The following is a 13,857-nucleotide window of genomic DNA, read 5'->3' on the forward strand; positions in this document are numbered from 1 at the left end:
CCTTCCATGTCAGGCGGGTAGCAATCCCATGCTACAAGACTACGTATTGGCGATCAGGTTCCCGTCTTCGAGTTGCAGCGCGCCGACCAGCAGCAATTCGCGCTCGATGCGTTCGACCAGCCGGTCTTCGGCCAGGCCAAGGATGCGTTGATTGACGTCGGCGGCGAAGGGCAGGCCGAGGATGAAAGCGGCGAAATCCTTCTGGGCGATACTGCGCCGCTCCAGCATGGCGAAGGAGACGATGACCTTGATGCCGTGCCAGGCGAGCTTGTCGAGCTGCTGCTCGAACATCTCCAGGCGGCGGAAGGCGCGGTCGAGCGCCACGTCGACTTCGCCGAAAGGGCGGCCGTGGCCGGGGATGACGGTGTCGATGGCGAGCCGGCCGAGCATTTCGAGCGTTGCCCGCGTGCTGGAAATGCCGTCCCCCTCGCCGAGCAGCTCGGGAAAGATGACGCCGAAGCCGTTTTCCCACAGGGCATCGCCCGAGATCAGCAGGCGCTGTTCCGGGTTGTAGTAGGCCAGCGCTTCCATGTCGTGGCCGGGCACGGCCAGCGCCAGCCAGTTGAGGCCGCCGAGTTCGAGTTCGTCGCCGGCCTTGATCACACCGTCGTGCTGGAAGCGGGCGCCCTGCTGGCCGAGCGGCGAGAGGAGGAGGGCATTTTCGTCCCAGTCAGCGATGGTTGCGTGCAGGCCGGCCGGCACCAGGATGTCGCAGGCGAAGGCAGCCTTCAGCGCCGCGTTGCCGCCGATGTGGTCGGAGTGCGAGTGGGTGTTGATCAGGCGCGTGAGTTGCCGGCCTGCCAAGGCGTGCCGCACCAGCTCGACCGTTTGCGCGGCGTGCGTGACGTAGCCGCTGTCGATCAGCGTGGCCCGCTCGCCTTCGAGAAACAGGATGTTGTTGGCCGACAGCCAGCCGCGCTCAAGGACGCGCAGCGTCTCGGGCAGCGCCGGACTCATTCGGCCTCATCGTTGCTGGCTTGGGTCTTCGCCGGAGCCGGTGGAACAACCTCGATGGCGACTTCCGGCGAGCCTAGCGGCGGACGGCCGCAGCCCATGCAAACGCCGGTTTCAGGGTCGGACATGCAGACACCGACGCAGGGATAGAGGTCTTCGTTTTCGTCGCTCATGCATGGGCTTTCGCGGGGCTGGTCGGAGCGCTTTGGCGGCGCTCGGCGATCTTGTCGAGGATGACCTGGCGCGCCGTGTCGTCGAGGCGGGACCAGGCGCTGATTTCGTCGATGGTGCGGTGGCAGCCAAGGCACAGCCCGCTGTGGCTGTCCATCTTGCAGATGTTGATGCAGGGGGATTGGATCATGGGACGTCAGATAATCATGAAGCGGTGTTGCTCGTCGCGCACCATCTCGACGGCCTCGAGGGCTTCGTCGCGGCTGATGCGGGCGAGCATGGCCAGATGAAGACGCCGGTCGCGGGCAGTAAGTTCCGGAAAAGTGATGGTATGCACGCTGGCGTCGTCGGCCGGCACACTCTGGATGACACCGAGGCGATCCACGGTCAGGCTGACCGGCGTCAGGCGCAGCGCCGGCTCCGGGTTCATCAGGTAGTCGGCCAGGGCATCGATCAGGTGCTCCGGCATCAGCGATTCGGCCTTGGCGCGCAACTGGGCGTCGAGTTCGGCCAGATGGCGGGTCGCGCAATCGTAAGCCTGCTTGCTGCTGTGGCCGTTCAGGACGGTGATGTGATTGCGTTCCTCGGTGACGTCGGCGCGCAGCCCGTCGCGTTCGCCGCGCAGTGCCTCGACGTGCGAACGGAAGGTGTGCAGCAGACTCTCGAAGGTCTTGCAGCGTAGTCCGTGCAGCGTGGCTTCCAGCTGGCAGTTCGGCTCGATCAGGGTCTGGCCGGAGAAATAGAGCACCGTCTGCGGCACGTCGTTGCGGATGACATCCCCCTGCTGCGCCATGCCGAGCTGCTTCTTTTCCTGGCGGCGGGCAGCGAGCATGGCGTAGAAATAATCGTCTTCCCACGAGCAGGGCTCGGCCAGGTAGTCGCGGATGGCCTGGCTGCGGCCGAGCATCTGGTCGATGTCGGTAGCGGTGGCGAACAGCGAATGGATCAACGGGTCGTTGGAAAACGCCGGGCGGCTGATCTCGATCGGGCCAGGCAGGCTGGCGACCAGGCCGTCGCAATAACCGAGGGCATAGTGCACCGGGCCGCTCAGTTTCTTTTCGAAACTGCCGACCGTGCGCAACAGGGGATCGACCAGTTCGCACACGCGGTCGAGTGCGCGCCGCACGTTTTCGTCCGGCGGCGGGGCGGGGTGCAGTAGTTCGGAAACGGCGGAGAAGAAGCTCACTCGGTGCTGGCGCAAATGGCCCGGCCGGCCTTGGCGCCATTCGGGCGGTTGATGGCACTGGAAATCCAGTTGCCGACAACCGCCAGTTTAGCCAGATCGATGCCGGTTTCAATGCCCAGGCCGTGCAGCAGATAAACCACGTCTTCCGTCGCCACGTTGCCGGAGGCCCCCTTGGCGTACGGGCAGCCGCCGAGCCCGGCAACCGAGGCATCGAAGGTGGCCATGCCCATCTGCAGCGAGGCGTAGATGTTGGCAATGGCCATGCCGTAGGTGTCGTGGTAGTGGCCGGCCAGCTTGGCGATGGGCACGACGCGGGCGCAAGCCTCGATCATGCGCTGGATGCTGGCCGGGTTGCCGACGCCGACCGTGTCGCCCAGCGACACTTCGTAGCAGCCCATGTCGTACAGGGTCTTGGCCACTTCGGCGGCCTTTTCCGGTGCGACGGCGCCTTCGTAGGGGCAGCCGACGACACACGAGACATAGCCGCGTACCTTGATTTCCAGCGCCGAGGCGGCCGAGACGACCGGCTCGAAGCGCTTCAGGCTTTCGGCGATGGAGCAGTTGATGTTCTTCTTCGAAAAGGCTTCGGAAGCGGCGCCGAAAATGGCTACTTCCGTTGCTCCGGCCTGCACGGCCGCATCGAAGCCCTGCAAATTTGGCGTTAACACGGGGTACACCGCAGCAGGGTGCTTTTTGATGCCCTGCATGACTGTGCTGTTGTCGCCCATCTGCGGCACCCACTTCGGCGAGACGAAGGAGGTGGCCTCGATGACGCGCAGCCCGGCCTCGGCCAGGCGCTCGATCAACTCGATCTTGGTCTCGGTCGGGACGACCTGTTTCTCATTCTGCAGCCCGTCGCGCGGGCCGACTTCGACGATTTTGACGCGGGTGGGGAGGGTCATGGCGATGGATGGGAGGTTAATTGCGTGAGGAAGCGGCGCTGCCGATCATCAGGATCAGCAACAGGGGAACGGCCGCAATGATCAAAACGCCATCGGCCGCCAAGGTGATCGGCGTCAGCAAGATCTTGCCGGTGGTCGAGGCCGCCTTGGAGCCGGCGGACTTTTCCACCATCACGGTGATCGTGTATTCCTTGTTCAGCTTCTGCGAGGCGGCCGTCGCCTCGATGCCGTTGGCAGCGTAGCGCGTGCCGCTCAAGCTGCCGTTGAAGTGCAATTCGCCGCTCGGCGAGGCCTTGAAGCCGGCCGCGAGGGCCTTTTCCTTCTGCTCGGCGCTGGCGTTCTTGCCGATACGGAGGAAATAGGTCCCCGCAATGCGCTGGTTTCCCTCGACCTTGAAGCTATTGAAACTGGCATCGACGATGCCGCGCAGCTCCGGTTGCAGCACGGCTTTGAGCGGCTCCGGCGCATCGAACAGGTAATGGAACTCCTTGCCGATAACGGCGAGCGTCTTGCCGTCGGCGGACAACAATACGGAACTGACCTTTTCGCTGTAGTTGTCGTAATTGCTGCCGCCAGACATGACGCTCGCGGTGATGCAGCCCATCGACAGCGGAATGGCCGCCATGCCGCCGGCGAAGAGCAGTTTTCTGCGCAGTGAGTTCATACCGGGCAAACGATCAGGTGAATGATCGGGTCATTATGCCTCGTTCTCGAACTCGACCAGCGCCGCGCCGTCGCTGACCTGCTCGCCGGCCGCGTAGCAGAAGGCTTTCAGCGTGCCGGCCGCGGGGGCGGTGATGGTGTGCTCCATCTTCATGGCTTCGAGGATCAGCAGCGGTGTGCCTTTCTCCACCTTCTGGCCGGGTTGGGCGAGCAGGGCGACGACCTTGCCGGGCATTGGCGCAGTCAGGCCGCCGCCGTGGCTGTCGCCGGCGTCGACGCGGTGCAGCGGATCGTCACGCAGCAGCGTGTAGGTGCTGCCCTGCAGGAAGATGCTGCGCTTGTCGTCCACCGCCACCACCGAGGCGATCAGCCGGCGGTCGTCGAGTTCGACGGCAAAGCGGTCACCGTCGAGCTTCTTGCCGCGTGCTGCGGTGCACTCGCCATTCAGGGTAATTTTCCAGCTGTCGCGACCGTAGCTGACCTGCACATCGACCAGCGTTTCGCCATCCTTGAAGCTGATGGTGCGCGCCGCAGACAGGTTCATGCGCCAGCCGTCGCGGGCGTGCCAGGGCGAGAACGGATCGCCGCTCTGCTTGGCGGCCTGCTTGGCCTCGTGCTGTTCCCACAGCAGTTCGCCAACCGTGGCGACGAGCAACGCGTCGCGCGGTACCGGCTGGGCGGCGGGGAAGAGGAAATCCTTTTGCCGTTCGATCAGGCCGGTGTCGAGGTCGGCGCCGGCGAAGGCCGGGCAGGCGACGAGACGGGACAGGAAGTCGATGTTGGTGGTCAGCCCGGCGACCTGATAGTCGGCCAGCGCCTTGCGCATGCGGGCCAGCGCGCCGTCGCGCGTTTCGTCCCAGACGATCAACTTGGCGATCATCGGGTCATAGTAAGGCGTGATCTCGTCGCCTTCCTCGACGCCGGTATCGACGCGCACGTTGATCGATTCGGCCGGCGGCAGCAGGCGGATCAGCTGGCCGGTGGCGGGCAGGAAGCCCTTGTTGGCATCTTCAGCGTAGATGCGCGCTTCCAGCGCATGGCCGCGGATTTCCAGTTGTTCCTGCTTGAGCGGCAGCGGCTGGCCGGCAGCCACGCGCAATTGCCATTCGACCAAGTCTTGCCCGGTGATCATTTCGGTGACCGGATGTTCGACCTGCAGGCGGGTGTTCATCTCCATGAAGTAGAAGGTGCCGTCCTGGTTGGCGATGAACTCGACCGTGCCGGCACCGACGTAACCGACGGCCTTGGCCGCGGCGACAGCCGCTTCGCCCATCTGGCGGCGGCGTTCCTCGCTCATGCCCGGGGCCGGCGCTTCTTCCAGCACCTTCTGGTGGCGGCGCTGCACCGAGCAGTCGCGCTCGAACAGGTAAACGCAGTTGCCGAGCTTGTCGGCGAACACCTGGATTTCGATGTGGCGCGGCTTGGTGATGTATTTCTCGATCAGCACGTGGTCGTCGCCGAAGCTGGACAGCGCCTCGCGCTTGCAGGAAGCCAGCGCATCCGGGAAGTCCTCGGAACGCTCGACCAGGCGCATGCCCTTGCCGCCACCGCCAGCCGCTGCCTTGATCAGCACCGGGTAGCCGATCTTCTCGGCTTCTTCATGGAGCAGCGTCGGGCGCTGGTCGTCGCCGTGGTAGCCCGGCGTCAGCGGCACGTTGGCCGTGCCCATCAGCTTCTTGGCTTCCGACTTCGAACCCATGGCGCGGATGGCCGAAGCCGGCGGGCCGATGAAGACGAGGCCGGCCTGGCTCAGCGCTTCGGCGAATTCCTCATTCTCGGACAGAAAACCATAGCCCGGATGTACCGCTTGCGCGCCGGTGCGCTTGCAGGCTTCGATGATCTTGTCGGCGACCAGATAGGACTCGCGCGCCGCCGCCGGGCCGAGCAGCACGGCCTCGTCGGCCAGGCGAACATGGCGGGCGTTGGCATCGGCTTCGGAATAGACGGCGACGGTACGAATGCCCATGCGGCGGGCCGTCTTGATAACGCGGCAGGCGATTTCTCCGCGGTTTGCAATCAGGATCTTGGTGAACATGTATTTATTCCCCCATCCAGCTGGGCTGTCGTTTGTCGAGGAAAGCGCCAATGCCTTCGCGGGCTTCCGGTGTCGCGCGCAGGTGGGCGATACGGTGGGCCGTCTCTTCGACCAGGGTTTCGTTGACCTGCTGGCCGTCTACCACGCGGATCAAATCCTTGGCGGCAGCTTGGGCGCAGGGGCCGCCTTGCAGCAGGGCGGTGACGATTTCCTGAACCTTGGCGTCGAGTTGTTCGGGTTCGACCGCCTCGTGCACCAAGCCGATTTCGCGGGCGCGGGCGGCGTCGATGCGTTCGGCGCTCTGGAAATAGCGGGTGGCCTGGCGGGCGCCGATGGCGCGCAGCACGTAGGGCGAGATGGCCGAGGGAATGATGCCGAACTTGACCTCGGAGGTGGCGAACACCGCCTTGGTCGAGGCGACTGCAACGTCGCAGGCCGAAGCCAGGCCCATGCCGCCGCCGAGCGCCGCGCCTTGCACGCGGGCGATGGTCGGCTTCTTCATCTCGGCCAGGGTGCGCAGCATACGGGCCAGGGCGCGGGCGTCGTTCAGATTGTCGTCGATGCCGTTGTTGGCGGCGCGCTTCATCCAGTTGAGGTCGGCGCCGGCCGAGAAGCTCTTGCCGCGACCGGCGAGGACGACGACGCGTACGTCCGCATCGTCGTCAAGGGCGACGCAGGCGGCAGTGAGTTCGGCGATCAGGGTTTCGTCGAAGGCATTGTGCAGGTCCGGGCGGTTCATCCAGATCGTCGCGACCGGGCCGTTCAGTTCAATTTCGAGGGCGGTAAACATGGTCTGCTCCTTACATCCGGAAGACGCCGAACTTGGTTTCTTCGGCCGGGGCATTCATCGCGGCCGACAGGCCGAGGCCGAGTACGCGGCGGGTGTCGGCCGGATCGATGATGCCGTCGTCCCACAGGCGGGCCGAGGCGTAGTAGGGGTGGCCCTGGGTTTCGTATTGCTCGCGGATCGGTGCCTTGAAGGCGGCTTCTTCTTCGGCCGACCAGGTCTTGCCGGAGGCCTCCAGGCCGTCGCGCTTGACCGTGGCCAGTACGCCGGCGGCCTGTTCGCCGCCCATCACCGAGATGCGCGAGTTCGGCCACATCCACAGGAAGCGCGGCGAGTAGGCACGGCCGCACATGCCGTAGTTGCCGGCGCCGAAGCTGCCGCCAATGACCACGGTGAATTTCGGTACCTTGGCGGTGGCGACGGCGGTGACCATCTTGGCCCCGTCGCGGGCGATGCCGCCGTTTTCGTACTTCTTGCCGACCATGAAGCCGGTGATGTTCTGCAGGAAAACGAGCGGAATGCCGCGCTGGGCGCACAGTTCAATGAAATGCGCGCCTTTTTGCGCCGATTCGCTGAACAAGATGCCGTTATTGGCGACGATACCGACCGGATAGCCGTAGATGCGGGCGAAGCCGCAGACCAGCGTGTTGCCGTAGCGCGCCTTGAATTCGTCGAAATCGGAGCCGTCGACCAGGCGGGCAATGATTTCGCGCACGTCGAAGGGTTTTTTCGAATCGGTCGGGATCACGCCATAGAGTTCTTCGGCGGCGTAGAGTGGTTCGGCCGGTGCAGTCAGGCTGACCGGCGGCTGTTTCTGCCAGTTCAGGTCCTTGACGATGCGGCGGGCGATGGCCAGCGCGTGGGCATCGTTTTCGGCGAGATGGTCGGCGACGCCCGAGATGCGCGTATGCACGTCGGCCCCACCGAGGTCTTCGGCCGAGACGACTTCACCGGTCGCTGCCTTCACCAGCGGCGGGCCGCCGAGGAAGATGGTGCCCTGGTTCTTGACGATGATCGACTCATCGCACATCGCCGGCACATAAGCGCCGCCCGCCGTGCACGAGCCCATCACCGCAGCGATCTGCGGGATGCCCTTGGCCGACAGGTTGGCCTGGTTGAAGAAGATGCGGCCGAAGTGCTCCTTGTCCGGGAAAACCTCGTCCTGCATGGGCAGGAAGGCGCCGCCGGAATCGACGAGATAAACGCAGGGCAAGCGGTTTTCCAGCGCGATTTCCTGGGCGCGCAGGTGTTTCTTGACGGTCAGCGGGTAGTAGGTGCCGCCCTTAACGGTGGCGTCGTTGGCCACCACCATGCATTCGACACCATGGACGCGGCCGATGCCGGCGATGACCGAAGCGGCCGGCACGTCGCCGCCATACATGCCGTAGGCGGCGAACTGGCCGATTTCGAGGAAGGGCGTGCCGGGGTCGAGCAGGCCGTTGACCCGCTCGCGCGGCAGCAGCTTGCCGCGGGCCAGGTGTTTCTGGCGCGCCGCTTCCGGGCCGCCGAGGGCGATCTTCTCGACCTTCTCGTGCAGGTCGTCGACCAGCGTGCGCATGGCCGATGCGTTGGCCTGGAAGTCCGCGCCGCGCGGGTTGAGTTGGGATTTCAGGATGGTCATGTCTCCTCGCTTCTTTTCTGTGTGCGTTGCCTGAAAAATCGGGTGAATAAATAGCGCTACAACTGTTTTTCCTCTTTCAGCCACTTGCTGACCGGCTCGGCCTGGTAGGCCTCCATCTGCGCCAGCAGGCTTTCGATCTCGGTGTCGGCCAGCGCCATCGCCCGGTTCTGCGCGCGAAGGAAGCCGTCGGTCACGGCGCGGTCGAACATGGCCAGCAGCGGGTCGTAGAAACCATTGACGTTGAGCAGGCCCATCGGCTTGGTATGGAAACCGAGCTGGCCCCAGGTCAGGATTTCGCAGAACTCCTCGAAGGTGCCGAAGCCGCCGGGCAGGGCAATGAAGCCGTCGGACAGCTCGGCCATGCGCGCCTTGCGCGTGTGCATCGAATCGACCACCTCGATGCGGGTCAGCGCCCGGTGATCGACGGCGCGGCCAGCCACTTCCTTGCCCATCAGCGCTTCCGGGATGACGCCGATGACGGTGCCGCCGGCTTCCAGGCAGGCATCGGCCACCGCGCCCATCAGCCCGATGTTGCCGGCGCCGTAGACCAGTTCGATGCCGCGTTCGGCGAGCAGGCGGCCGACTCGCTCGGCCGCTTCCCGGTAGATCGGGTTGGTGCCGGCATTCGAGCCGCAGAAGACGCAGATTCGTTTCATGGTTTTCTCAGAAGCCTCCGGTTTCCAGCCAGCGCTCGATCTGCGGCAGGCGGTCGGCACCGAAGAAGGGCTGGCCGTCGATGACCACGTAGGGGGCACCGAAGACGCCGAGGCTTAACGCGGTATCGACTTCCTGCTTCAGGCGGTCCTTCATTTCCTGGCTTTGCAGGCCGGTTTCGAGTTCGGCGCGGTCAACGCCGAGGCCGGCGGCCAGTTCGAGCACGGTTTCCGGGGCGGACACGTCGCGGTTGTCGACGAACAGCGCGCGGAAGACGGCGTGGGCGAAGCGGCGGGCCAGCGCGCAGTCGCGGCCGTGCAACCAGTAGTAGGCACGGGCGGCGCTCTGCGTGGCGAGCGGGAACTTGTCCGGGTGGCGGTAAGGCAGGCCCATGAAGCGGGCCGAACGTGCGAAGTCGAGCGTCGAGTATTCGGCCTTGGGCGGGAATTGCAGGGTCAGCGGCGCGCTGCCGGTGGCCTTGAAGACGATGCCGAGCAGGATCGGATGCCAGCGCACCTTGCGTCCGTGACGGGCGGCGAGTTCGTCGATCTTCTCGCTCAGCAGGTAGCTGTATGGGCTGGAAAAATCGAACCAGAAGTCGATGGGGGCGGCGTCGGTCATGGTTTGTCTCCTCGTTATCGTCTGCGGGGCCGGTCGGTTTTTTTGCCTTTTTTGCCGGTGCACCGCAGCAGTCGTCATTCGGTGGTGTTGGCGGGCTGCGAAGCGCGGATGGTCGTGAATTTTTGGCTCAGGATCATTTCCGCATCTCCAGAGAAGGTTTTTGCAGGGTGGTCAGCCAGACGCCGGCGATGACCAGCAGGCCGCCGAAGAGCACCGGCAGGCCAAGGCGTTCGTCGAGCAGGACGGCGGCCTGCAGCACGGCGAAGACCGGCACCAGGTTGATGAATACCGAAGCGTGGCCGGCCCCGAGCTTATGTACCGCGTCGGTGAACCAGGTGTAGGCGATGGCCGTGCCGAACAGGGCGAGGAAGAGCATGCTGGCCCAGACGCGCCATGACCAGGCGGTCGGGTCGATGCCACCCTGAATGAAGGCCGCAATGCCGAGCAGCAGCGCGCCGGCCAGGCTGGCGTGCAGCGTCGTGGCCAGCGGCGAGAGCAGTTGCGTCGCCCGCCGGCCGATGAAGGTGTAGGCCGTCCACGTCATGACGCAGCCGACGATCAGCCATTCGCCAAGGCCAACGGTGCCGTGCAGCAGGGCGAAAGGGTCGCCGTTGCCGATCACGGTCAGGCAGCCGGCCAGCGCGATGGTGCTGCCGATCGCCTTGCGCGCATTCATGCGTTCCTGGCCGAGCAGCCAGGCGGTAATGACGATGACCACCGGATTGAGCGCGACGACCAGCGCGCCACGCCCGGCCGGGATGCGTTGCAGGCCGAAGAAGAAGCACAGGCCATAGAGGAAGATGCCGAAGAAGCCCAGACCCCAGATCGCCGCCCAGGCGCGGCCGGAAGGCGGCATCGGGACGGCGCCCTCGGTGATGAGTGCGACCATGGCCAGCGCCAGTCCGGCGATGACGAAACGGAGCGAGGCAATGGCCAGCGGTGCGCTGAGTTCCTGCGCGATGATGCGCCCGGCGATCCAGGTGCCTCCCCACATGGCCATGGCTGCGACGAGTTTGCCGTAAGTGAGCGAACGGGCTTCGGACAATTACGGCCGTTCCGCAGCGAGGAGGGCAGCTGCGCAGTGAGCGATGGGGGCGGCGTTAGTCAGCAAGGAGAATCCGTTTGGGAGCGACCCAACAGCTGTGCTGGTGGCGGAAACAATAAGGGTCGGGGCAGACATGAGGGTTCTCCTGTTCGGTTACTGGTCAGGCATTCAGCAATCCCGACACTCCAGCGCCTTGAGGGCGGCGTCGTAGCGGGTGGTCAAATCTTCCGGGCAGTCCACGGTGATGCCGAGGTCGTGCACCAGGCCATCCTTGAGGCCGTAGACCCAGCCGTGGATGGTCAGCTTCTGGCCGCGTTTCCAGGCGTCCTTGACGACTGGGGTATGGCACAGGTTGGTCACCTGTTCGAGCACATTCAGCTCGCACAGGCGGTCATGGCGTTCGGATTCGGGCAGGTTGTCGACCATGGCCGCATGCTTGGTGTGCACTTCCTGCACGTTGTGCAGCCAGAAATCGACGATGCCGACCCGTGTCTTGTGCAGCGCGGCCTGCACACCGCCGCAGCCGTAGTGGCCGACGACCATGATGTGCTTCACCTTGAGCACATCGACGGCGTACTGGATGACCGACAAGCAGTTCATGTCGGTGTGCAGTACGAGGTTGGCGACGTTGCGATGGACGAAGACCTCGCCCGGCAACAGGCCGACGATCTGGTTGGCCGGCACGCGCGAGTCGGAGCAGCCGATCCACAGGAATTCCGGCGTCTGCAGCTTGGCCAGGCGGTCGAAGTAGGTCGGATCGACCTCCTGCATCTGGCGTGCCCAGGCGCGGTTGAAGTCGAAGAGGTGCGACAGGTTTTCGTTGCGCACTTCTTCTTCCGACCAGTTGTCGAGGTCCAGCGCCATGAACATGGTGCCTTCAACCGGCGTCTGGTAGTAGTTCGGCGCTTCGGTGAAGCCCAGCTCACGGTAGAGCTTCACCGCCATGCGCATGTTGGGCAGCGTGTCGAGCATCAGCTTGCGGTAGCCGATTTCCTTGGCGGCCTTGATTGCCGCCAGTGCCAGGGTGGCACCGACACCGTGTCCACGTTCTTCCGGCGTCACGTAGAGGCGCTTCATCTCGCAGACACCGTCACTGTCCGGCAGCGGGCGCACGCCGACGCAGCCGGCCGGGCGCCCATCGACTTCGGCGAAGAACAGCCGGCCCTGCGGCGCTGCGTAGGCGCCGGGCAGGGAGGCCATTTCCTGGTCGAAGTTCTGGTACGACAGGTCGACGCCGAGCCAGCCCGCGTAATTGCGGAAGTACTGGCGAACCTGCTCCAGGGCTTCGGTATCGGTGGCGGTGAGGGTGCGTAGCGTGACGTTCATGCTGTGAAACTCCTTAGCGGTACTCCTGTCCGGAGTACCGGCAGGAGCGTTCTATTCGGGAGCCGTATCGTGAAGACGGCAGACCGTCATTTTACCCATGCTGCGGCGCATCATCTCAGCGCGTCTCCGCCATCAGTTCGCGACCGATCAGCATGCGGCGAATTTCCGACGTGCCCGCCCCGATTTCGTAAAGCTTGGCATCGCGCCACAAGCGGCCGGTCGGGTATTCGTTGGTATAGCCAACGCCGCCCAGCGTCTGGATTGCCTCGCCGGCCATCCAGGTCGCCTTTTCGGCGGAGTAGAGGATGGCGCCGGCGGCATCCTTGCGCAGCGTGCGGGAATGGTCGGCGCTGTCGCAGGCGCGGCCGACGGCGTAGACGTAGGCGCGGGTGGCCTGCCAGGTCGAGTACATGTCGGCGACCTTGCCCTGCATTAGCTGGAACTCGCCGATGGCCTGACCGAACTGCTTGCGCTCGTGCAGATAGGGCACGACGACGTCCATGCAGGCGGCCATGATGCCGAGCGGGCCGCCGCACAGCACGGCGCGCTCGTAGTCGAGACCGGACATCAGTACCTTGGTGCCGTTGCCGACGCCGCCCAGCACGTTTTCCTCGGGAATCTCGCAGTCGTCGAAGAACAGCGGGAAGGTGTTGGAGCCGCGCATGCCCAGCTTGTCGAGGTGAGTACCGTGGGTGAAGCCCTTGAAGCCCTTTTCGACGATGAAGGCGGTCATGCCCTTGGCGCCGGCTTCTGGATCGGTCTTGGCATAGACGACCAGCGTGTCGGCATCGCCGCCGTTGGTGATCCACATCTTCGAACCATTGAGCACGTAGCGGTCGCCCTTCTTGTCGGCGCGCAGCTTCATCGACACCACGTCGGAGCCGGCATTCGGCTCAGACATGGCCAGTGCACCGACGTGTTCGCCGGAAATCAGCTTGGGCAGGTACTTCTGCTTCTGGGCTTCCGTGCCGTTGCGGCGAATCTGGTTTACACACAAATTCGAGTGTGCACCGTAGGAGAGGCCGACCGACGCCGAGGCGCGCGAGATTTCCTCCAACGCGACGATGTGGGCGAGGTAGCCCATGTTGGTGCCGCCGTATTCCTCGCCGGCGGTCATGCCGAGCAGGCCCATGTCGCCGAATTTCTTCCACAGGTCGGCCGGGAATTCGTTAACGCGGTCGATCTCGGCAGCGCGCGGGGCGATTTCGGCGTCGGCGAACGATTTCACCGCGTCGCGCAGCATGTTGATGTCTTCGCCGAGGCCGAAGTCGAGGCTGGGAATGTTCATGGGTTTGTCTCCGTGTTTTTTAATTGAGGGTTCTCTATTCGGGTCGGGGTGCGCCCTTATTTTTCTTCCTTGCCGTGCATCACCATGATCGTTTGCTGCATCAGGGCGCACAGCGTTTCCTTGCCGTCCTTGATGGCGAAGACTTCGCCCTGGGTAACGATCAAGGTACGGCCTGGCCGGACCACCTGGCCGCGGGCGATCAACATCTCGCCATCGGCCGGGGCGACCAGATTCATCTTGTATTCGACGGTCAGCACCGACGCGCTGGCCGGCACCATGGTCATGGCCGCGTAGCCGGCTGCCGAATCGGCAATCATGCCGACCACGCCGCCATGCACGAAACCGTGCTGTTGCTCGACACCCGGCCAGTGCGGCAGATGGATCTCGGTCCGGCCATGCTCGACGACGGGCAGCGTGGCGCGAATCAAGTCCATGGCCTGCTGCTTGGCGAAGCTGGTGCGGACGCGTTCGGCGAAGTGGGGGTCGGAAATGCGATTCATGAAGTGTGATTGTATTGACGTTTACGTTAACGTCAACATGTGGCGGCCGAGAGTTTTCTGGCATCGCTTGTCAATTTATGGTCAGGCTTCTGGAATAGACTGCG

15 protein-coding genes are annotated in these 13,857 nt (G+C 64.4%); all 15 read right to left on the bottom strand.

What is annotated here, in order from left to right; translation table 11 throughout:
- Positions 1 to 39 precede the first annotated feature (39 nt).
- The gene (locus WIF35_RS12485) at positions 40 to 957 is read right to left on the bottom strand and encodes an MBL fold metallo-hydrolase (protein ID WP_412478541.1); all 918 of its coding nucleotides are present in this window, start codon (positions 955 to 957) and stop codon (positions 40 to 42) included.
- On the bottom strand, positions 954 to 1,127 hold the full coding sequence (locus tag WIF35_RS12490; protein WP_412478542.1) for a DUF1289 domain-containing protein: 174 nt from the start codon (positions 1,125 to 1,127) through the stop codon (positions 954 to 956). Before WIF35_RS12490 ends, WIF35_RS12485 begins: the two co-directional genes overlap by 4 nt.
- The gene (locus WIF35_RS12495; RefSeq protein ID WP_412478543.1) at positions 1,124 to 1,315 is read right to left on the bottom strand and encodes a DUF1289 domain-containing protein; all 192 of its coding nucleotides are present in this window, start codon (positions 1,313 to 1,315) and stop codon (positions 1,124 to 1,126) included. The genes WIF35_RS12490 and WIF35_RS12495 overlap by 4 nt, the downstream gene beginning before the upstream one ends.
- A 6-nt stretch (positions 1,316 to 1,321) precedes the next feature.
- Positions 1,322 to 2,311, bottom strand: a complete 990-nt coding sequence (locus tag WIF35_RS12500) for a hypothetical protein (protein ID WP_412478544.1) — start codon at positions 2,309 to 2,311, stop codon at positions 1,322 to 1,324.
- The gene (locus WIF35_RS12505) at positions 2,308 to 3,213 is read right to left on the bottom strand and encodes a hydroxymethylglutaryl-CoA lyase (RefSeq protein ID WP_412478545.1); all 906 of its coding nucleotides are present in this window, start codon (positions 3,211 to 3,213) and stop codon (positions 2,308 to 2,310) included. The genes WIF35_RS12500 and WIF35_RS12505 overlap by 4 nt, the downstream gene beginning before the upstream one ends.
- A gap of 16 nt (positions 3,214 to 3,229) precedes the next feature.
- A complete protein-coding gene (locus WIF35_RS12510; RefSeq protein WP_412478546.1) occupies positions 3,230 to 3,877 on the bottom strand; it encodes a hypothetical protein in 648 nt (215 codons plus the stop codon).
- Between the two features lie 33 nt (positions 3,878 to 3,910).
- A complete protein-coding gene (locus tag WIF35_RS12515) occupies positions 3,911 to 5,911 on the bottom strand; it encodes an acetyl/propionyl/methylcrotonyl-CoA carboxylase subunit alpha (protein ID WP_412478547.1) in 2,001 nt (666 codons plus the stop codon).
- Positions 5,912 to 5,915: 4 nt separating this feature from the next.
- Positions 5,916 to 6,701, bottom strand: coding sequence for an enoyl-CoA hydratase/isomerase family protein (locus WIF35_RS12520; RefSeq protein ID WP_412478548.1), 786 nt, complete (start codon positions 6,699 to 6,701; stop codon positions 5,916 to 5,918).
- 10 nt (positions 6,702 to 6,711) lie between these two features.
- Positions 6,712 to 8,319: a carboxyl transferase domain-containing protein gene (locus WIF35_RS12525; RefSeq protein ID WP_412478549.1), complete on the bottom strand. Its 1,608-nt coding sequence runs from the start codon at positions 8,317 to 8,319 to the stop codon at positions 6,712 to 6,714.
- Positions 8,320 to 8,375: 56 nt separating this feature from the next.
- A complete protein-coding gene (locus WIF35_RS12530) occupies positions 8,376 to 8,975 on the bottom strand; it encodes a TIGR00730 family Rossman fold protein (protein WP_412478550.1) in 600 nt (199 codons plus the stop codon).
- A gap of 7 nt (positions 8,976 to 8,982) precedes the next feature.
- Entirely contained in the window at positions 8,983 to 9,594 is a 612-nt protein-coding gene (locus tag WIF35_RS12535) for a 2-hydroxychromene-2-carboxylate isomerase (RefSeq protein WP_412478551.1), read from the bottom strand.
- 133 nt (positions 9,595 to 9,727) lie between these two features.
- A complete protein-coding gene (locus WIF35_RS12540) occupies positions 9,728 to 10,639 on the bottom strand; it encodes a DMT family transporter (RefSeq protein ID WP_412478552.1) in 912 nt (303 codons plus the stop codon).
- 168 nt (positions 10,640 to 10,807) lie between these two features.
- A complete protein-coding gene (gene can / locus WIF35_RS12545; protein ID WP_412478553.1) occupies positions 10,808 to 11,965 on the bottom strand; it encodes a carbonate dehydratase in 1,158 nt (385 codons plus the stop codon).
- A gap of 115 nt (positions 11,966 to 12,080) precedes the next feature.
- Positions 12,081 to 13,253 carry an isovaleryl-CoA dehydrogenase gene (locus WIF35_RS12550; RefSeq protein WP_412478554.1) on the bottom strand — a complete coding sequence of 391 codons (1,173 nt, stop codon included), beginning with the start codon at positions 13,251 to 13,253 and terminating at the stop codon, positions 12,081 to 12,083.
- A 56-nt stretch (positions 13,254 to 13,309) separates the two neighbouring features.
- Positions 13,310 to 13,753 carry a PaaI family thioesterase gene (locus WIF35_RS12555; protein ID WP_412478555.1) on the bottom strand — a complete coding sequence of 148 codons (444 nt, stop codon included), beginning with the start codon at positions 13,751 to 13,753 and terminating at the stop codon, positions 13,310 to 13,312.
- Positions 13,754 to 13,857 lie beyond the last annotated feature (104 nt).

It is taken from the genome of Azonexus sp. IMCC34839, assembly GCF_047047955.1.
Classification (GTDB): Bacteria; Pseudomonadota; Gammaproteobacteria; order Burkholderiales; family Rhodocyclaceae; genus Azonexus.

Excerpts from the sequence above, each read along its gene's own strand:
- WIF35_RS12485 (WP_412478541.1), bottom strand. The coding sequence starts at position 957 with ATGAGTCCGGCGCTGCCCGAGACGCTGCGCGTCCTTGAGCGCGGCTGG.
- WIF35_RS12490 (WP_412478542.1), bottom strand. The coding sequence starts at position 1,127 with ATGAGCGACGAAAACGAAGACCTCTATCCCTGCGTCGGTGTCTGCATG.
- WIF35_RS12495 (WP_412478543.1), bottom strand. The coding sequence starts at position 1,315 with ATGATCCAATCCCCCTGCATCAACATCTGCAAGATGGACAGCCACAGC.
- WIF35_RS12505 (WP_412478545.1), bottom strand. The coding sequence starts at position 3,213 with ATGACCCTCCCCACCCGCGTCAAAATCGTCGAAGTCGGCCCGCGCGAC.
- WIF35_RS12510 (WP_412478546.1), bottom strand. The coding sequence starts at position 3,877 with ATGAACTCACTGCGCAGAAAACTGCTCTTCGCCGGCGGCATGGCGGCC.
- WIF35_RS12515 (WP_412478547.1), bottom strand. The coding sequence starts at position 5,911 with ATGTTCACCAAGATCCTGATTGCAAACCGCGGAGAAATCGCCTGCCGC.
- WIF35_RS12520 (WP_412478548.1), bottom strand. The coding sequence starts at position 6,701 with ATGTTTACCGCCCTCGAAATTGAACTGAACGGCCCGGTCGCGACGATC.
- WIF35_RS12525 (WP_412478549.1), bottom strand. The coding sequence starts at position 8,319 with ATGACCATCCTGAAATCCCAACTCAACCCGCGCGGCGCGGACTTCCAG.
- WIF35_RS12530 (WP_412478550.1), bottom strand. The coding sequence starts at position 8,975 with ATGAAACGAATCTGCGTCTTCTGCGGCTCGAATGCCGGCACCAACCCG.
- WIF35_RS12535 (WP_412478551.1), bottom strand. The coding sequence starts at position 9,594 with ATGACCGACGCCGCCCCCATCGACTTCTGGTTCGATTTTTCCAGCCCA.
- can (WP_412478553.1), bottom strand. The coding sequence starts at position 11,965 with ATGAACGTCACGCTACGCACCCTCACCGCCACCGATACCGAAGCCCTG.
- WIF35_RS12550 (WP_412478554.1), bottom strand. The coding sequence starts at position 13,253 with ATGAACATTCCCAGCCTCGACTTCGGCCTCGGCGAAGACATCAACATG.
- WIF35_RS12555 (WP_412478555.1), bottom strand. The coding sequence starts at position 13,753 with ATGAATCGCATTTCCGACCCCCACTTCGCCGAACGCGTCCGCACCAGC.